Raw genomic sequence first — 18,068 nt, 5'->3', positions numbered from 1 at the left:
GTCCTGAGCCAGGATCAAACTCTCCGATAGAAAGCTTAATCTAGCTTTTAAAACAATGTTTTGTTTCCGTAGAAACATCTACTTACATGGCGTTTCGTTCAGTTTTCAAAGATCGATTTGTTTCAATCAATGTCATTTTCAGCGACTTTATTAATATACCATATTAACTCAGTTAGCGTCAACAACTTTTTTAATTCTTTTTTGTGTGTCATCCGTTTCGTATCGGCGACCTATATAAATATACAGGTTGTTTCTGTATTTAGCAAGTGGTTTTTGAAATTAATTTGTACCTTTTTTTAAAATACGCATATACTTTAACACTTCAGCTTTTGTGGCAGTTCTTTTGTAGATTCCGAGTAGGATCTCATACCGCTCCTCCATAGCTCGTTTAATAAGCCCATCAATACGACTATTATCCAAATCCAACAGAAGTTCTTCCATCTCCCGCTTCAGCAAATACTCGATTTCTTTCATTTCCTTATTGTTTACTAGAAGCCCTATCACGTGATCTCCTCCTTCCTCAATCCAGTATCACCAAACCTATCCGTAAATATGTGCGTCGGAAACACTTTACATAGTTATGAAACTGTTCGCATATGAATGGGACAAAGGGGGTGCATGATGAATTTTTTCTGGATTTGGAATGGAAAGCGATTAAAACAGGGACTTGTTATTGTAGTTGCTGCTTTTTTCACAGCCATTATATTATTTGTAGAAGGTGGGGAACTAGCTGTCTTCACTTCGAATGACGTACCGCTAGCCATTGATCAAGTAAAGAGCAAAGATAAACGAATCGCACTTACGTTTGATATTAGCTGGGGAGAGGTAAAAGCTATCCCTATTCTTGAGCAACTAAAAAAGAACAAAGTAAAGGCCTCTTTTTTCATTTCAGGAGCATGGGCTGAACGACACCCAGAAATCGTTGAACAGATTGTAAAAGATGGACATGAAATCGGAAACTTGGGATATAAGTACGAGAACTATACAACAATGGAAAACGAAGAAATACGAAAAGACATTATACGCTCCCATGAAGCGATTAAAAAAGTAGCAGGTACACAACCAGAACTGCTTAGACCACCGAATGGCAATTTCGATAAAAGGGTTCTCACTCTTTCAGATAAAATGAACTACACGGTTATCCATTGGAGTCTCGATTCAGAAGATTGGCGAAACCCCGGCATGGAAACGATTGTAGAGAATGTGGCAAACGATGCGGACCCTGGTGATATTATTCTCCTTCATGCTTCTGATTCTGCTAAGCAAACCGCGGATGCGATTCCGAACATCATCTCAACTTTAAAGAAGAAAGGGTATAATTTCTATACAGTAAGCGAACTTGTTTCAAATGCAGATATCAAAAGCAAAGAAATTAAATAAGCAGCCTGCGATTGTGCAGAGCTGCTTTTGTTTATGCTTTTTTTCCTATCAGACGATGAAGTGTTAGCAATTGCCATACATTACTGACGAGAAGTGGTATTAAAATAAGCCATAGCCATTTTGGATCATTGCTTTGTAAGCCTGGAATCCATTCAAGCGTTGTTACAACGACAATAAAGAAAAGCGCCGGTATAAAGGCCTGCTTGTTCGTTTCTTTTTGTTTAATATAAGCTACGATCACACCTACTATAAGAAGAAATAAAGCAATAAGGATATAGCTTACGACACTTTCTCCCACTTCCGCAAAAACGGCATAGCGGAAGTACACTAAGTCGAACAACGTCACTGCGATAAGAACGGCTTGTATAGTATTCCATAATCTAACCGACTTAAAAATACCAAGTCCAAACCGATGAATGGTTAAATATGCGAAAAATCCCATCTGACTAATCAAACTGAAGATGCTGGACACTCCTAGTAACCAGAGCATAACAATCAGGAATGAAATAAATTCTCCATTTTTTAGATCAGCCCAATATTCTGACCAGTCTAAAACAATACCTGTAATCATTCCCGCCGTTGATCCAATCAGAAGGGTTGAAAAGAATAAGTAAACAAGATTTCTTGTTTTCACAATCAAACCCCCGTGAATGTTAATGATGCTTCTCTGTTGAATTGTACCAATGCCACTTTTAAAATGCCACCCTTCCTTTATTCTCCGGGTATAAATTCACCGTTTCGCCTAATATTAAGGATAAGAATATGAGAAAGGAGCATGAGCATATGAGTCAACGATTCAAACTGCTTGCTCTTGGATTAGCTTTTCTTCTCATTGCCGGTTGCGCCACAGGTTCCGCTGAAGGCTCTCAGGCTAATTATGAAGAAACGAAGAAAATGCTTGTCGATCTGCTTAAAACAGATGAAGGCAAGAAAGCCATTCAGGAAATCATGTCAGATGAAGAATTAAAACAACAGCTTGTGATGGAAGAACCTTTTGTGAAAGAAACCATACAGAAAGTCCTTACAACTGAAGAAGGCAAAAAGTACTGGCAAGAAATGTTGAAAGATCCCGCTTTCGTTGAGAACTTCGCGAAAAACATTCAAGGTGAAAACGAAAAACTGTTTAAAGCACTTATGGACGATCCAGAATATCAGGAAAAAATGATGGACCTCATGCAAGACCCTGAAATGGAGAAGCAATACTTGCAGCTATTGGAAAGCAAGCAATCGAGAAAACAAATCAAAGACTTGATCTCTGAAACATTTGAAAGCCCATTATTCCAAGCTAAAATTCAAGAGATGTTAACCAAAATCACCTCAGAACAATTGAAAGCATCTGAAGGCAATGGAGAACAGAAATCTGGAGAGAAGTCTGGTGAAGAGCAGGGCGGTGGCTCTGGCGGCCAAGAGTGATTAGATCAAGAAAGGACGCTCCAAGTAGAGCGTCCTTTTTTGTTATTCTGTTTTTGCAATAACTTCTCTCGCTATTTCTAAATATTGTTTACCAATCGGATGATCAGCCTGATAAACGGAAGGAGCGAATTCCTCGTCATTGAAATCAGGTTGTCCAAGTGGTAACCTCCCTAGAATGTTTGTAGAAAGTTCAGATGCAAGCTTCTCGCCGCCGCCCTGACCGAAGACATATTCCTTTTCACCTGTTACTTTACTTTCAAAATAGGCCATGTTCTCTACAACCCCAAGAACTTCATGCTTGGTTTTCAACGCCATAGCGCCTGCACGTGCTGCTACGAAGGCAGCAGTAGCATGTGGAGTGGTGACAATAATCTCCTTAGAAGCCGGGAGCATTGTATGAACATCAAGTGCTACGTCACCAGTTCCTGGTGGAAGATCAAGTAGCAAGTAATCTAACTCACCCCAATCAACCTCACTGAAGAAGTTGTTAAGCATCTTGCCAAGCATTGGCCCACGCCAGATTACCGGAGCATTATCCTCTACGAAAAATGCCATTGACATCACTTTCACATCAAAACGTTCAACCGGATAGATTTTACCATCTACCACTTTAGGTCTAGTTTCAATTCCCATCATATCCGGAACACTAAATCCGTAAATATCAGCATCGATAATACCTACTTTTTTACCCAATCGAGCAAGCGAAGTTGCCAGGTTGACTGTTACAGTAGATTTCCCTACTCCACCTTTTCCGCTCGCAACCGCAATAAACTGTGTTTTGCTCTCTGGTGATAACAATGGCGGTAAATTCGGATTCGCTGACGTACCTTGAGGAAGTTCTTCATCAGCAAGCTGTTCAAACCGTAGCCCTACTGATTCAGCTCCAGCCTCTTTCAAGATGTTTACTATTTCCTGTTGCACTTTCATCTGCTCAGCAGACTCCGTTTGAGCGAGAGCGGCTTTTACACTAACATAGCCTTCCTTCGTCTTCACATCACGGATGGTGATACTTTTATGTATAATAGGATCTTGCACCTTTTGTAATAATTCAACGACCTGATCTTTCGTTAACATGGAGGCACCACCTTCTCTGAATTCGATTACATTGCTAGTATAACATATCATTCAGAGAACTTTGACTCTTCTGTTTTGATGAAGTTATTGCTCGATCACTAGCCCTTTTGCAAAGGCCTTTTCTAAAACATTGTTGCTTTTAAAACAAAAAAACCACAATTAGCAGATTGGACCGGAAGGATGCTCGCTTTCCGCGGGGTGGGCGGTGAGAGGAAATTAACGCACTCATGTAGCAATACTGTCTACGAATAGAGCCTTTACAAAAAACATACAAAACCAGTGCCTATTCTTCAGGCACTGGCTCGTTAGTGGAATATCGAATAATCCCCTGGTATATGGAAGCTGCAACTTTGTTTTGGTATGCCTCCGTATTCAAGAGCTCCCGCTCCGTAGGATTTGAAAGAAACCCAACTTCTACAAGAGCACCAGGAATTTCAGCTTGCTTGAGTAAATAAACACTATCCAAATTCTTCGCTAACCGATTTGTATTCTCAAGGTTTCGTTTAATCTCTGATTGTATAAATCGCGATAGCGCTTGACTCTGTTCATTTGTCGGATTATAAAACGTTTGGGCACCGCTCCACTTTGATGAAGGAATAGCATTTAAATGAATGCTTATAAACAAATCGTTACTTGAATCATTAATAAGTTTAACGCGTTCTCGTAGATCTTCTGATTTACGGTTGCTAAGCCCCTTTGTATTCTCTGATGCTAAGTCCGTATCGGTCTCCCGAGTCATGATTACAAGTGCCCCAGCTTCTTGAAGATAATCACGCAACTTAAGAGATACCTTTAGAGCGATATCTTTTTCTACTACATTGTTACCTACCGCGCCTCCATCTGGACCACCATGGCCCGGATCAAGTACGATAATTTGTCCTGATAAAGGAAGATGCCAGGCATCCCAGGAAGAATCAATCGCAAATTTGTAATTAATAATAAACAATAATACAAGTACACCAGCTGCTACGCCTAACCGCTTTGACCACTTCTTCATAGCAACACCGCCCTCTATTCTGTCCTATAGTATTTATATGGGACAAGTGAGGGAAATAGTCTTGGAACCTTATCATTTATTGAAGACGAAGACGTCGTCTCATAATCCCTTTTTCACATCCAGCCTTCCACCAGCTTGAAACAAACACATCACAGGTGAGATGAAGGGAATCCTCGAGACCATCAGTAGTCTTCCAGAAAAGCCAATAATCGAACAAAGCATCAATAAGAGCTTTTTCAAGCTTAAAACAGCGCTTGTGCACCACTTCCATTGATTCGCCACGGCACGAGAATTTACTATACTCCGCTCCTAACAAATAGGCTTCAATAGCAATGTCCATACACACATTTTCAACATCACCTTTGTAAAGGATTGCATCAGAGAAAAAAGGAGAGAACATTTCTGTAATGTTATCTGTTAACTCTTTAAGTGATATCTCAATCAGTATTCTCCGCTCGAATTCAAGGCGCTTATGACGCTGGCGTTCTTTAAAAACGGTAATAACGTTGTCCATGTCACCCATCCTCTCGACTTATTATGCTTTAGTCTCTTTCGAGCGTCAGAGAGTATGCGGCAATTGAACTGGTAATTCATTCAGTTCAAACCATGAATAGACAACAAAAAAACCCCCGGCTTTGAAAGCCAGAGGTTTCTGAAAAATAATATTAACGCTTCGAGAACTGAGGTGCACGACGTGCTGCTTTAAGACCGTATTTCTTACGTTCTTTCATACGAGCATCACGAGTTAGGAAGCCAGCGCTCTTAAGAGTAGCGCGTGATTCCGGATCAGCTTGAAGTAGTGCACGAGCGATACCGTGACGGATTGCGCCCGCTTGTCCAGTGAATCCACCACCGTTAACATTTACGAAGATGTCGTAAGTGCCTTCAGTACCAGTTTCAACTAGTGGTTGCTTAGAGATAAGCTTTAGTGTTTCAAGATCGAAATAGTCATCGATTTCACGGTTGTTAATAACCATACGTCCGTTACCAGGAAGTAAACGTACGCGTGCTACAGAGTTTTTACGTCGGCCAGTGCCGTTGTATTGTACTTGTGCCAAGTTGATTCCCTCCTTTTAATTAACCTCTTAGTTCGTATTTTTCAGGCTGTTGAGCCTGGTGATTGTGCTCGCTACCAGCGAATACATGAAGCTTCTTAATCATTTGGCGACCAAGGCTGTTCTTTGGAAGCATACCTTTGATTGCAAGTTCAAGCATTTGCTCAGAACGGTTAGTACGCATTTCTAGAGCATTTCTTGATTTCAAACCACCTGGGTGTCCACTATGACGGTAGTACATCTTGTCATTAAGTTTGTTACCAGTTAGTTCAATTTTCTCAGCGTTAAGGATGATCACATGATCACCAGTGTCCACGTGAGGTGTGAAAGTTACTTTATTTTTACCGCGTAGGATCGCTGCTACTTCACTTGCAAGACGGCCAAGTGTTTGACCTTCAGCGTCAACGATATACCATTTACGTTCTACTTCGTGGCCTTTAGCCATAAATGTTGTACGCATGAGTTTCCCTCCTAAAATCAATCCAATTTATTTTAAAACTAGCACAGAATATTCATTGTCAGTTGTCAGTCAGATTTCTAAATCCGGGGCAAGTGGATGTAGAAATACCAAAGAATATCTTATAATACGTGAGCGGAAATGTCAAGTGTTTGATAACTTTCTATTCCTTCTTAAGAATAAGAGACTTCCCATAAATAGAGTCCGTGGGGAGGCGCAGTCTTACCAGCCTTACTACGATCTTGAGCCTCTAGGATAGAAGGTAATTCATCCGCTTGACGATCTCCTCTACCAACCTCTAGGAACGTCCCCATCAAAATGCGAACCATATTATATAGAAATCCGCTACCTTCAAATGTAAAGATGAGTTCATCATTTTCTTTTTCAATATCAATCCGGTAGATTGTGCGAACTTTATCTTTCACATCTGTTTTGGCAGAACAAAATGATGTGAAATCATGCTCTCCAATAAGATGTGCAGCAGCCATTCTCATATCGTCTATATCCAATTCACGAGCTTCATGCACAGCATAATTTCTACGAAAGACGTCAGAGGCGGCACGATTATTCACACGATAATGATACGTTTTTCGAACAACGTGATACCTAGCATGAAAATCTTCTGGTACTCTCTCGGCTCGAAGCACACGTACATCCGCTGGTAGCTGCGTATTTAACGCTCTAGTCCAATTATCTAAAGGGATAGAAAGCGGCGTGTCAAAATGAATGACCTGTCCTGCAGCGTGCACACGGGCATCTGTTCTGCCTGATCCAGTAACGTGAATCAATTGCCCTTTGTGCATCTGTTTTAAAGCTCGCTGCACCTCTTCTTGGACTGTACGGCCATTGGGCTGTATTTGGTAACCATTAAATGCAGTACCATCATACGATATCGTCATTTTAATCCTTTGCATGATATCCCCCCTTAACTTCTCAACAGAAGTAAACCAATACTTAGTATCAGAAGAATAATAAATAGCGTTGTATCCTTTCCAGACCATTTCAGTAACCGAATGCTCGTTCTACCTTCTCCACCACGGTATCCTCTAGCTTCCATTGCCATCGCAAGATCTTCTGCACGTTTAAACGCACTAACAAAGAGTGGAACCAGGAGAGGAACAATGCTTTTCAAGCGTTCTTTAATTGGTCCTGTGGAGAACTGCGCTCCCCGTGCAGACTGTGCTTTCATGATTTTCTCAGTTTCCTCTAAAAGCGTAGGAATGAACCTAAGTGCAATTGACATCATCAATGCAAATTCATGAACGGGAAGGCCGATTTTCTTCATCGGTCCAAGTAAGGTTTCGATTCCAACCGTAATATCAATTGGTGTTGTCGTTAGAGTTAAGAGAGAAGTAATCATGATTAAGAATAGTAGGCGCAATGAGATAAATACCCCTTGCTTCACTCCGCCTTCATATACTTCAAGGAATCCCAAATTAAACAGTAACGGACCTTCTTTCGTTAAGAATACATGCAGTAGGAATGTGAGTATAATAACGAGAAGAATAGGTTTTAAGCCGTTGTAAATGTATCGTAACGGTAGTCTGGATACAAACACAGCAATTAAAGTAAACGCTCCAAGTAATGCATACGTTAACCAATTGTTAGCTAGAAATACAATAATAACGAATAGAAAGGCAGTTAAAAGCTTTGCTCTTGGGTCAAGCTTATGAATAAAGGACTGCCCGGGAACGTATTGCCCAATAATAATGTTTTGCATCAGGACCTCTCCTCCTTTTGCAAAATGGTTAACGCTGCGTCTACAGCTGCATCCAATGTAAACACACTTTGAGGTAGTGTTCGATTGAAACGCTCTTCGAGACGATGGATAAATTGCACTGTTTCAGGTACGTCCAAGCTTAATGCCTTTAAAGCATCTGAATCTGCAAAAATATGTTCTGCATTTCCCTGCAGAGCAATTCCCCCCTTTTCCATAATCACGATATTATCAGAATAACGCGCTGCATCCTCCATACTGTGCGTGACCAATATTGTAGTCAGCCCCTCTTCTTGATGCAGGCGATGAAATAGCCCCATAATCTCTCGCCTTCCACGTGGATCAAGTCCAGCGGTCGGTTCATCGAGAATCAGGATGGATGGCTTCATAGCAAGTACACCTGCAATAGCCACACGCCTCATCTGACCTCCACTTAAATCAAAAGGCGATCGTTCAAGATAGGACTCATCCAATCCTACCTGCTTTATGAGCTTTGCTGCGCGCTGTTTCGCTTCATCAATAGGAACGCCGAAGTTTAGGGGGCCAAATATGATATCCTTCTCAATCGTTTCCTCAAACAATTGATGTTCAGGATATTGAAACACGATGCCTACGTGCTTTCTTAAAGCCTTTAATCGCTTTTCCTTCTCACCCGCTCGAATAAGAAAATCACCAATCTGAATACTTCCCGCAGTTGGTTTGAGCAAGCCATTCAAGTGTTGAATTAATGTAGACTTTCCAGAACCAGTATGGCCTATTATGCTTTGAAACGTTCCAGATGGTATGGAAAGATTAATGTCCTTAAGTGCATTTCGTTCGAATGGTGTTCCTCGATTATAGGAATGCTCTAACTCTTTAACTGAAATGTCCATAGCTCGTTCACCAGCTCCTCCTGCGATAAAGTAAGCTTTTCAAAATCATACCCTTTTTCACGAAGAGCTCGTTGCACCTGCAATGGAAAAGGCAGGTCTAGGCCAATCTTTTCAAGCATGTCACCTTTTTTAAAAACATCTACAGGAAGACCTTCATCAATGACTTCACCAGCGTTCATAACAATGATACGATCAGCACGAGCCGCCTCCTCAAGATCATGAGTAATCGAGATGACTGTCATACCTTCTTCTTTCTTTAGCTCACGCATCGTTTGTAACACTTCTTTACGCCCTGCAGGGTCAAGCATAGAAGTAGCTTCGTCAAGGATGACGATGGATGGTCTTAACGCAATAATACCTGCTATTGCAACACGCTGCTTCTGTCCACCAGATAAGCGATGTGGTTCTTGATCAAGAAAGTCTTCCATTCTTACTTTTTTAACACTTTCAGAGATACGCTCAAGCATTTTCTCGCGTGGCATGCCACTATTCTCAAGACCGAAGGCTACATCATCCTGAACAGATGTACCAACAAATTGGTTATCAGGATTCTGAAAGACAATCCCTACTCTTCTCCTGATTTCCCAAATACTTTCCTCATCTCTGCTATTAAATCCCTCAACAAGAACATCACCCTTCTCAGGTAGAAGCAGCCCATTAAGAAGTCTCGCAAGCGTTGACTTCCCAGAACCATTATGACCTACAATCGCAAGCCACTCACCTTTTTGAACAGATAGACCAACATCTTTTAAGACGTAAGGATGCTCCTCCTGATAACGAAATGATACATTTTGAACGGAGATCAGTTCTTCCATTCTCTTTCCTCCTGCCTCTGCTAGTTTCATGCTTCTGTCTCTTCAGTACTAGTATGCTGGTGCGAAAAAATGGCGGGGCAATAAGTACAAGCCGCCACTTTTTCCTATCAGCATACGCCTATCGCTACTGTATAGCCGCCTCTTACTTTAATTCGCAAAAAAAGCCTGGCATCTGCCAGGCTTTCAGTAATGGCAAGCAGCATGCGATCACTTGGAACATGCGCTTTAATTTACATAAAATCGCACGAAAAAAGGGCATAGAATCAGTATCCAATATCGAGATCCTGTCCCGCCCTTTTAATCAAGTGCGTCTTATACTAGCTCGATGATAACCATTTCAGCACCGTCACCGCGGCGAGGTCCAAGTTTACGGATACGAGAGTAACCGCCTTGACGCTCAGCATAACGAGGAGCGATGTCGCTGAATAGCTTTTGAACTGCATCTTGACCGCTTTCTGCATCCGCTACTTCGTTACGGATGAAAGAAGCTGCTTGACGACGTGCGTGAAGATCTCCGCGTTTACCAAGCGTAATCATTTTATCGATGAAAGAACGAAGCTCTTTCGCCTTTGATTCTGTCGTTTCAATACGTTCATTGATGATCAAATCTGTAACAAGGTCACGGAATAGCGCTTTACGCGTATCGCTTGTACGACCTAACTTTTGGTATGCCATGAAGTATTCCCTCCTTTGTTGTTTATAAAATCAACAACTACTATATCTATTCTTCGTTACGAAGCCCAAGTCCAAGCTCTTCAAGCTTCTCTTGTACTTCTTCAAGTGACTTACGTCCAAGATTACGAACTTTCATCATGTCTTCCTCAGACTTGTGAGTCAGCTCTTGAACTGTATTAATTCCAGCACGTTTCAGGCAATTATATGAACGAACTGAGAGATCGAGCTCTTCGATTGTCATCTCAAGCACTTTCTCTTTTTGGTCCTCTTCTTTTTCGACCATGATTTCAGCATTTTGAGCCTGATCTGTTAAGCCAACAAAAATGTTTAAATGTTCATTTAAAATCTTTGCACCTAACGATACCGCTTCTTCAGGTCGAATGCTGCCATCTGTCCAAACGTCAAGGGTTAGTTTATCATAGTTTGTTACCTGGCCAACACGTGTGTTTTCAACTTGGTAGTTAACACGGGAAACAGGAGTAAAGATTGAGTCAACCGGAATAACACCGATTGGCTGTTCATCATTCTTGTTTCCTTCCGCTTGTACATAACCTCTTCCACGAATTGCAGTAACTCGCATTTGGAATCGTGCACTTGCAGATAGGGTAGCAATATGAAGGTCAGGGTTTAAGATCTCCACGTCGCTGTCATGAGTAATATCACCAGCTGTTACTGTTCCAGGTCCCTGAACATCTACTACTAGTGTCTTCTCTTCCTCAGAGTAAACTTTCATAGCTAACTTCTTAAGATTGAGAATAATAGTCGTTACATCCTCGTGTACACCTTCAACTGTAGAGAACTCATGGAGAACTCCTTCAATTTGTACAGATGTAACAGCAGCACCAGGTAGTGAAGATAAGAGTATACGACGTAGGGAGTTACCCAAAGTAGTTCCATAACCACGCTCTAGTGGTTCGACAACAAACTTTCCGTATTTAGCATCCTCGTTGATAGCTACCGCTTCAATTTTTGGCTTTTCGATTTCGATCATCCAACAAACCCTCCTTCAAAACGTCGAACTTCGGTTAGACAAGAAGTCTAACCGAATAATCCCTTTAGGTGGTCTAAATACCAACAACCTAATTATGATTCGTCAACCGTCAACAATTTATACATTATCATTATTGACATGTTCATCAATTGTATACCGATAGATTGAATCTTTCCATAAGAGATTGTTCAAAACCAGGCATTCACCCGAAGGGAACATCTACGTTTTTGAACTCTCTACTAAATTAGACTCTACGACGTTTTGGCGGACGGCAGCCGTTATGAGGTACTGGAGTTACGTCACGGATCGCAGTAACCTCTAGACCTACAGCTTGAAGTGCACGAATAGCAGCTTCACGACCAGCTCCAGGGCCTTTAACAGAAACTTCTACAGTTTTCATGCCATGCTCCTGTGCAGTTTTACCTGCAGTTTCGGCAGCCATTTGAGCAGCGAATGGAGTCGACTTACGAGAACCTTTAAAGCCCATGTTTCCGGAAGTTGCCCAAGAAATCGCATTTCCGTGAGTATCAGTAATCGTAATGATTGTATTGTTAAAAGTGGAACGGATGTGAGCTACTCCACTCTCAACATTCTTTTTCACGCGCTTTTTGCGCGTATTTGCTTTACGTTGCTTAGCCATTTGTTAATTACCTCCCTTACTTCTTCTTGTTAGCTACTGTACGGCGAGGGCCTTTACGAGTACGAGAGTTGTTCTTCGTATGTTGACCTCGGACAGGAAGACCACGACGGTGGCGGATACCACGATAAGAACCGATTTCGATTAGACGCTTAATGTTAAGTGAGATTTCACGACGAAGATCACCCTCAACTTTAATTTTGTCTACTACTTCACGGATTTTTCCGAGCTCTTCTTCAGTTAAGTCGCGCACGCGAGTGTCTTCAGAAACACCAGCGTCAACTAGAACTTGTTTCGCAGTTGTTTTACCGATTCCATAAACGTAAGTTAACGCGATTACGATGCGCTTTTCGCGTGGAACATCAATACCAGCAATACGTGCCATTACGTTGCACCTCCTTATATATTAGCCTTGTTTTTGCTTATGCTTTGGATTTTCACAGATAACCATGACTTTACCTTTACGGCGGATAACTTTACATTTTTCACACATTGGTTTTACTGATGGTCTTACTTTCATTGTTTTAACCCTCCTTGTATACGGAGATTAACTGCTTATTTATATCGATACGTGATTCGACCACGTGATAAGTCATATGGAGAAAGCTCAACGGTTACTTTGTCACCTGGTAGAATACGAATGTAATGCATGCGTATCTTTCCGGATACGTGAGCAAGAATCTTATGACCGTTTTCGAGTTCTACTCGAAACATTGCATTCGGCAGAGGTTCGATAACCTTGCCTTCCATTTCAATCACTTCTTCTTTAGCCATCTACTTGCTCTCCCTCCTTTAAATCAATGACATATTCATTCATATATTTTGAGATCGCGAAACGCAGCTTGCCATTTGTGACACGGCCGGTTTCCTCAAGACTTCGCTTTACCTCAGGGGATACATAATCTATCAGCTCAAGGTGCGCGAGGTTCTTCCGCTTTGGTCGATCAAACTTACGCTTGTCACCATCTGCTAAGAAAACATAACGTTTATCAACGATTCCTACAATCACGCTATATTGTTCAGCGTCTCTTCCCCGTCTATTCCGAACGATCTGACCGATCTCGGGAACGGTATCCGACTCTTTCACGAACCATCACCTTCACTTAGGCCTTTGTTAGAATTTCATATCCTTCTTCCGTAACAGCAAAAGTGTGCTCAAAGTGAGCGCAGTTTTTGCCGTCAGTTGTTACTACAGTCCAATTATCCGAAAGTGTTCGAACATAGCGAGAGCCCAGATTCACCATCGGCTCTACTGCAAGGACCATCCCCTGCTTTAGCCTCGGCCCTTTTCCTGGAGGACCATAATGGGGAATTTGAGGATCTTCATGAAGGTCTTGACCTACACCATGACCAACATATTCTCGTACAATCGAAAAACCTTCAGCTTCGGCATATGCTTGAATTGCATGAGAGATATCTGAAAGCCTCTTACCAGCTTTCGCTTCATTCAATCCTTTATATAACGATTCCTCGGTAACTTTTAACAACCGTTCGTCTTCTTCTGAGATAGTGCCAACAGGATAGGTCCAGGCAGAATCGCCATGATAACCTTTATACTTAGCACCAATATCGATGCTAATTATATCTCCCTCCGCCAACACGCGATCCCCTGGAATACCATGTACTAGCTCTTCATTAACTGAAGCGCATATACTTCCAGTAAATCCATTGTAACCCTTAAAGGAAGGAATTGCACCAAGCTGACGAATAAACCGATCGGCAATCGAATCCAGCTCTTTTGTCGTAATTCCAGGCTTGATGTGCTTCTGTAGCTCTTGATGAGTTAATGCGACAATTTTGCCTGCCTCTCGCATAATATCAAGTTCGCGAGGTGTCTTGCAAATAATCATTACGACAACCCTTTGAGGAGTTGATCTACATCTTCAAACACCTCATTGATGTCTTTATTGCCATCAATTGTTTTAAGATAGCCTTTGCCTTCATAAAAGGTCAACAATGGTTGCTGTTGTTGCTTGTTGACTTCGAGGCGAGTGCGTACAGTTTCTTCTTTATCATCATCTCGTTGATAAAGCTCTCCACCGCACTTATCACAAACTCCTTCTTCCTTAGGAGGATTGAAGATTGCATGATAGGTTGCTCCACAGTTACGGCAAACACGGCGTCCAGTCAAACGCTGCATGAGTTGATCTTCCTCAACTGCAATGTTAATTACATAGTCGAGTTTTTTCTCCAAGTCGGATAAGATCTCTTCTAGCGCGTCAGCTTGTGCGACGGTTCTTGGGAAACCATCTAAGAGAAAACCTTTTTCGCAATCATCTTTTCCTAAACGCTCTCGTACTATACCGATTGTTACTTCGTCAGGTACGAGATTTCCGGAATCCATGAACTCTTTTGCTTTAAGACCAAGAGGCGTTCCTTCTTTAATCGCTGCTCGGAACATATCTCCAGTAGAGATATGAGGGATGCCATACTTTTCGACAATCTTTTCTGCCTGGGTTCCTTTTCCGACACCCGGAAGCCCCATTAATACTAGATTCATCTAATCCCTCCGCACGTCACCCAATCGAGGATGAAGGAAGGGAAGAAAGTTCTTCCCGATTTATCCTCAAGATTTAATAAAGCCTTTATAATGACGTTTAATTAATTGACTTTCAATTTGCTTCATCGTATCAAGCGCTACCCCAACAACGATCAGCAAGCTTGTTCCGCCGATTTGCAGCGTTTGCGGCAGTCCTGCTACGGTTGTGAAAAATACCGGAATAATCGATATAACAGCAAGGAAAAGTGCTCCTACAAATGTTAAGCGGTAGAGAATGCGAGTAATGTACGTTTCCGTTGCATTACCCGGACGAATACCAGGAATGTATCCACCCTGCTTTTTAAGATTCTCAGCCATCTTCTCCGGATTAACCTGGACAAACGTATAGAAATACGTAAATCCAATGATGAGTAACGCATACACGACCATACCAATAGGTTGTGTATAATCAAATACCCTTACGATCCACTCCGTTACCGTATTATCTCCGAACAACCTGGCGATTGTTGGTGGAGTAATAATCAGTGATATTGCAAAGATAACTGGAATAACACCTGCTGCATTGACCTTAATTGGTAAGTGTGTGGATTGTCCACCAACTTGTCTGCGGTTTACAGTACGCTTGGCATATTGAATTGGGATTTTTCTAAGACCTTGTTGAACAAAGATAACAGCTACAACAATTGCGAGTGCTGCAAGTGCAAGAATCACAAGTGTAACAATGTTAAGGAACAACTCATCTTGAGAACCCTCAAACATCTGTGCATAGAGCTGATTAAGCCCTGGTGGAATTGCAGCAACAATACCAGCAAAGATGATGATTGAAATTCCATTTCCTACGCCTTTTGCTGTGATCTGTTCGCCTAACCACATCAAAAAAGCCGTTCCGGCTGTTAAAACAAGAGAAATATTAAGATACGTTAGTACGCCTGGATTACTAATCAACTGTCCACCAACAATATTGTTGAACCCGATTGAAAGACCAATACCTTGAATAAGTCCAAGTCCGATCGTTCCATAACGAGTAACCTGCGTTAGCTTCTTGCGTCCGGCTTCCCCTTGTTTAGACCATTCGGTAAACTTAGGAACAACGTCCATTTGCAATAGCTGTACAATAATAGAAGCAGTGATGTAAGGCATAATTCCCATGGCAAAGATGGAGAAGTTTTGCAACGCTCCACCGCCAAAGGTGTTGAGTACTCCGAAGAGACTCATTTGATCTTGAAATTGTAGTACGTCTCTGTTCACACCTGGAACTGGTATGAATGTTCCGATTCGGAACACGACAAGCATGAGTAGGGTGAATATTACTTTATTTCTAATATCACCTACGCGCATAATGTTGGAGATTGCCTGGAACATTAGATCACCTCAGTGTTTCCGCCTGCCGCTTCAATAGCCTCTTTTGCAGAAGCAGAGAACTTGTGGGCTTTGACGGTAAGCTTTTTCTCAAGCTTACCACTACCTAGAATCTTAATTCCAGCTTTTTCTTTGCTTACTACGCCAGTTTCCAAAAGAAGCTCTGGAGAAACTTCAGTTCCATCTTCGAAACGGTTAAGCGAATCAAGATTAACAATCGCGAACTCTTTACGGTTCATGTTTGTAAATCCACGCTTAGGTAGACGTTTGAAGATTGGAAGTTGTCCTCCTTCGAAACCGACGCGTACTCCGCCGCCAGAACGAGCTTTTTGACCTTTTTGACCGCGACCAGATGTCTTACCGTTACCAGTAGCAATACCGCGACCAAGTCTGTTGCGTTCTTTACGAGAACCTTCAGATGGTTTTAGTTCGTGTAGTTTCATTGTGGGCACCTCCTCAATGTATAGATTTTTTACGCATCAATTTCGTTAACAGTTACAAGGTGAGATACCTTGTTGATCATACCGCGAATCGCAGGATTGTCGTTATGAACAACCGTGTGATGCATCTTGTTTAGTCCAAGTGTTTTTACCGTCACGCGTTGGTCTTGAGGGCGACCAATCACACTACGTGTGAGGGTGATTTCTAATTGCTTAGCCATCTATTTTCCCTCCCTTAACCTAGTAGCTCTTCTACAGATTTTCCACGAAGCTTTGCAACGTCTTCCGCACGCTTAAGGTTCTCAAGGCCATTAAGAGTTGCACGCACCATGTTAATCGGATTGTTAGATCCAAGAGACTTAGAAAGAATGTCACCTACACCAGCTAGTTCTAGTACCGCACGAACAGGTCCACCAGCAATAACTCCTGTACCTTCAGAAGCAGGCTTCAATAGTACGTTACCAGCTCCGAAATGACCTGTAATTTGGTGAGGGATTGTTGTTCCTACAACAGGAACAGTAATTAAGTTCTTCTTCGCATCTTCGATAGCTTTACGAATTGCTTCAGGAACTTCCTGCGCTTTACCAGTTCCGAATCCAACGTGACCGTTTTTGTCTCCGACAACTACGATTGCTGCAAAGCGGAAACGACGTCCACCTTTAACAACTTTCGCTACGCGGTTAACGGTAACAACGCGTTCTTCAAGTTCTAGTTTGTTAGCATCAATGCTACGCATGGGTCAACCTCCTTTTTATTAAAATTTCAGTCCTGCTTCACGCGCTGCGTCTGCAAGAGCTTTAATACGTCCGTGATAAAGGTATCCTCCGCGGTCGAAAACCACTGCAGAATATCCAGCTTCAACTGCACGCTTTGCGATTGTTTCTCCGACTTTCACAGCAGCTTCTTTGTTACTTCCGTGCTCAACGTCAATTCCTTGTTCCATGCTTGAAGCTGATACGATTGTAACACCTTTAGTGTCATCGATAAGCTGAGCATAGATGTTCTTGTTAGAACGGAATACGTTTAGACGCGGACGTTCAGTAGTGCCGGTAACTGTGCGGCGAACGCGAGCGTGTCTTTTTTGACGCGCTTTGTTTTTATCGGCTTTAGTGATCATTAAACGTCACTCCTTTCCGCTAGGTTTTTACCTATTTGCCTGTTTTACCTTCTTTACGACGTACATATTCGCCTTCGTAGCGAATTCCTTTACCTTTGTAAGGTTCTGGGGTACGGACAGCGCGGATGTTTGCTGCAACAGCTCCAACGCGTTCTTTGTCAATTCCTTTTACAACCACTTTTGTGTTTGAAGGAACTTCAATATCAATACCTTGTTCAGGGACCATCTCAACTGGGTGAGAGTACCCTACGTTAAGGATAAGTTTTTCACCAGATTTACTTGCACGATAACCAACCCCGATGATTTCAAGACCTTTTTCATAGCCTTTAGTCACACCTTCAACCATGTTAGCGATCAGGCTGCGAGTCGTTCCGTGTAGTGCACGGTGCTCTTTGTGATCTGAAGGACGAGCTACTGTTAGCACGTTCTCTTCAATGTTTACTTTGATATCAGAGCTGAATGTACGAGAAAGTTCCCCTTTAGGTCCTTTAACCGTTACAACGTCTCCTTTGATATCGATTGTTACACCACTTGGGATTTCAACCGGTTTAAGTCCGACACGTGACATA

The 18,068-nt window shown here is 42.1% G+C and carries 28 protein-coding genes; 2 read left to right on the top strand and 26 right to left on the bottom strand.

Annotation, left to right across the window (positions count from 1 at the left end):
• Positions 1–279: 279 nt before the first annotated feature.
• Positions 280–504: a hypothetical protein gene (locus AB986_RS19695; RefSeq protein WP_048313363.1), complete on the bottom strand. Its 225-nt coding sequence runs from the start codon at positions 502–504 to the stop codon at positions 280–282.
• Between the two features lie 117 nt (positions 505–621).
• Between AB986_RS19695 and pdaB the strand changes: the two genes are divergently transcribed.
• On the top strand, positions 622–1,380 hold the full coding sequence (gene pdaB / locus AB986_RS19690; protein ID WP_048313362.1) for a polysaccharide deacetylase family sporulation protein PdaB: 759 nt from the start codon (positions 622–624) through the stop codon (positions 1,378–1,380).
• A 31-nt stretch (positions 1,381–1,411) separates the two neighbouring features.
• Here pdaB and AB986_RS19685 read toward each other — a convergent pair whose 3' ends face one another.
• Positions 1,412–2,014, bottom strand: coding sequence for a KinB-signaling pathway activation protein (locus AB986_RS19685; protein ID WP_048313361.1), 603 nt, complete (start codon positions 2,012–2,014; stop codon positions 1,412–1,414).
• Between the two features lie 149 nt (positions 2,015–2,163).
• On the opposite strand from AB986_RS19685, the gene gerD reads away from it, so the two are divergent.
• Positions 2,164–2,793: a spore germination lipoprotein GerD gene (gene gerD, locus AB986_RS19680; protein WP_048313360.1), complete on the top strand. Its 630-nt coding sequence runs from the start codon at positions 2,164–2,166 to the stop codon at positions 2,791–2,793.
• A gap of 42 nt (positions 2,794–2,835) precedes the next feature.
• On the opposite strand, the gene AB986_RS19675 is transcribed toward gerD, so the two are convergent.
• From AB986_RS19675 to rplF, 24 genes are all read right to left on the bottom strand, one after another.
• Positions 2,836–3,867, bottom strand: a complete 1,032-nt coding sequence (locus tag AB986_RS19675; protein ID WP_048313359.1) for a P-loop NTPase — start codon at positions 3,865–3,867, stop codon at positions 2,836–2,838.
• Positions 3,868–4,150: 283 nt separating this feature from the next.
• Positions 4,151–4,864, bottom strand: a complete 714-nt coding sequence (gene cwlD / locus AB986_RS19670) for an N-acetylmuramoyl-L-alanine amidase CwlD (RefSeq protein ID WP_048313358.1) — start codon at positions 4,862–4,864, stop codon at positions 4,151–4,153.
• A 76-nt stretch (positions 4,865–4,940) separates the two neighbouring features.
• Complete coding sequence (locus AB986_RS19665) at positions 4,941–5,378, bottom strand: DUF2521 family protein (RefSeq protein WP_048313357.1); 438 nt, start codon at positions 5,376–5,378, stop codon at positions 4,941–4,943.
• A 151-nt stretch (positions 5,379–5,529) separates the two neighbouring features.
• Positions 5,530–5,922, bottom strand: a complete 393-nt coding sequence (rpsI, locus tag AB986_RS19660) for a 30S ribosomal protein S9 (protein ID WP_048313356.1) — start codon at positions 5,920–5,922, stop codon at positions 5,530–5,532.
• 19 nt (positions 5,923–5,941) lie between these two features.
• The gene (gene rplM / locus AB986_RS19655; RefSeq protein ID WP_048313355.1) at positions 5,942–6,379 is read right to left on the bottom strand and encodes a 50S ribosomal protein L13; all 438 of its coding nucleotides are present in this window, start codon (positions 6,377–6,379) and stop codon (positions 5,942–5,944) included.
• A gap of 170 nt (positions 6,380–6,549) precedes the next feature.
• Complete coding sequence (truA, locus tag AB986_RS19650; protein WP_048313354.1) at positions 6,550–7,290, bottom strand: tRNA pseudouridine(38-40) synthase TruA; 741 nt, start codon at positions 7,288–7,290, stop codon at positions 6,550–6,552.
• Positions 7,291–7,301: 11 nt separating this feature from the next.
• The gene (locus AB986_RS19645) at positions 7,302–8,099 is read right to left on the bottom strand and encodes an energy-coupling factor transporter transmembrane component T family protein (protein ID WP_048313353.1); all 798 of its coding nucleotides are present in this window, start codon (positions 8,097–8,099) and stop codon (positions 7,302–7,304) included.
• Positions 8,096–8,965 (bottom strand): energy-coupling factor ABC transporter ATP-binding protein, encoded by an 870-nt coding sequence (locus AB986_RS19640; protein ID WP_048313352.1) that lies wholly within the window; start codon positions 8,963–8,965, stop codon positions 8,096–8,098. The genes AB986_RS19645 and AB986_RS19640 overlap by 4 nt, the downstream gene beginning before the upstream one ends.
• Positions 8,941–9,780, bottom strand: a complete 840-nt coding sequence (locus AB986_RS19635) for an energy-coupling factor ABC transporter ATP-binding protein (RefSeq protein WP_048313351.1) — start codon at positions 9,778–9,780, stop codon at positions 8,941–8,943. Before AB986_RS19635 ends, AB986_RS19640 begins: the two co-directional genes overlap by 25 nt.
• Before the next feature lie 312 nt (positions 9,781–10,092).
• Positions 10,093–10,455 carry a 50S ribosomal protein L17 gene (gene rplQ / locus AB986_RS19630; RefSeq protein WP_048313350.1) on the bottom strand — a complete coding sequence of 121 codons (363 nt, stop codon included), beginning with the start codon at positions 10,453–10,455 and terminating at the stop codon, positions 10,093–10,095.
• 46 nt (positions 10,456–10,501) lie between these two features.
• Complete coding sequence (locus AB986_RS19625; protein WP_048313349.1) at positions 10,502–11,446, bottom strand: DNA-directed RNA polymerase subunit alpha; 945 nt, start codon at positions 11,444–11,446, stop codon at positions 10,502–10,504.
• A 244-nt stretch (positions 11,447–11,690) separates the two neighbouring features.
• On the bottom strand, positions 11,691–12,086 hold the full coding sequence (gene rpsK / locus AB986_RS19620; RefSeq protein WP_048313348.1) for a 30S ribosomal protein S11: 396 nt from the start codon (positions 12,084–12,086) through the stop codon (positions 11,691–11,693).
• Positions 12,087–12,102: 16 nt separating this feature from the next.
• Positions 12,103–12,468, bottom strand: a complete 366-nt coding sequence (gene rpsM / locus AB986_RS19615; protein ID WP_048313347.1) for a 30S ribosomal protein S13 — start codon at positions 12,466–12,468, stop codon at positions 12,103–12,105.
• Between the two features lie 21 nt (positions 12,469–12,489).
• Entirely contained in the window at positions 12,490–12,603 is a 114-nt protein-coding gene (gene rpmJ / locus AB986_RS19610) for a 50S ribosomal protein L36 (protein ID WP_003720928.1), read from the bottom strand.
• A 35-nt stretch (positions 12,604–12,638) separates the two neighbouring features.
• Positions 12,639–12,857 (bottom strand): translation initiation factor IF-1, encoded by a 219-nt coding sequence (infA, locus tag AB986_RS19605; RefSeq protein WP_048313346.1) that lies wholly within the window; start codon positions 12,855–12,857, stop codon positions 12,639–12,641.
• Positions 12,850–13,170 carry a KOW domain-containing RNA-binding protein gene (locus tag AB986_RS19600; protein ID WP_048313345.1) on the bottom strand — a complete coding sequence of 107 codons (321 nt, stop codon included), beginning with the start codon at positions 13,168–13,170 and terminating at the stop codon, positions 12,850–12,852. The genes infA and AB986_RS19600 overlap by 8 nt, the downstream gene beginning before the upstream one ends.
• A gap of 16 nt (positions 13,171–13,186) precedes the next feature.
• On the bottom strand, positions 13,187–13,933 hold the full coding sequence (gene map, locus AB986_RS19595; RefSeq protein WP_048313344.1) for a type I methionyl aminopeptidase: 747 nt from the start codon (positions 13,931–13,933) through the stop codon (positions 13,187–13,189).
• On the bottom strand, positions 13,933–14,583 hold the full coding sequence (locus AB986_RS19590) for an adenylate kinase (protein ID WP_048313343.1): 651 nt from the start codon (positions 14,581–14,583) through the stop codon (positions 13,933–13,935). The genes map and AB986_RS19590 overlap by 1 nt, the downstream gene beginning before the upstream one ends.
• A gap of 66 nt (positions 14,584–14,649) precedes the next feature.
• A complete protein-coding gene (gene secY, locus AB986_RS19585) occupies positions 14,650–15,945 on the bottom strand; it encodes a preprotein translocase subunit SecY (RefSeq protein WP_048313342.1) in 1,296 nt (431 codons plus the stop codon).
• Entirely contained in the window at positions 15,945–16,385 is a 441-nt protein-coding gene (gene rplO / locus AB986_RS19580) for a 50S ribosomal protein L15 (RefSeq protein WP_048313341.1), read from the bottom strand. The genes secY and rplO overlap by 1 nt, the downstream gene beginning before the upstream one ends.
• 29 nt (positions 16,386–16,414) lie before the next feature.
• Positions 16,415–16,603 carry a 50S ribosomal protein L30 gene (gene rpmD / locus AB986_RS19575; RefSeq protein ID WP_048313340.1) on the bottom strand — a complete coding sequence of 63 codons (189 nt, stop codon included), beginning with the start codon at positions 16,601–16,603 and terminating at the stop codon, positions 16,415–16,417.
• Positions 16,604–16,617: 14 nt separating this feature from the next.
• Positions 16,618–17,118 (bottom strand): 30S ribosomal protein S5, encoded by a 501-nt coding sequence (gene rpsE, locus AB986_RS19570; protein ID WP_048313339.1) that lies wholly within the window; start codon positions 17,116–17,118, stop codon positions 16,618–16,620.
• A gap of 18 nt (positions 17,119–17,136) precedes the next feature.
• Positions 17,137–17,499: a 50S ribosomal protein L18 gene (gene rplR, locus AB986_RS19565; protein ID WP_048313338.1), complete on the bottom strand. Its 363-nt coding sequence runs from the start codon at positions 17,497–17,499 to the stop codon at positions 17,137–17,139.
• Positions 17,500–17,530: 31 nt separating this feature from the next.
• Entirely contained in the window at positions 17,531–18,067 is a 537-nt protein-coding gene (gene rplF, locus AB986_RS19560; RefSeq protein WP_048313337.1) for a 50S ribosomal protein L6, read from the bottom strand.
• Position 18,068: the final 1 nt, after the last annotated feature.

This window comes from Guptibacillus hwajinpoensis, from assembly GCF_001039475.1.
Lineage (GTDB): Bacteria > Bacillota > Bacilli > Bacillales > Guptibacillaceae > Guptibacillus > Guptibacillus hwajinpoensis.
The sequence above is the reverse complement of the archived record's forward strand: the minus strand, read 5'-3'. Positions and strand labels throughout refer to the sequence as shown.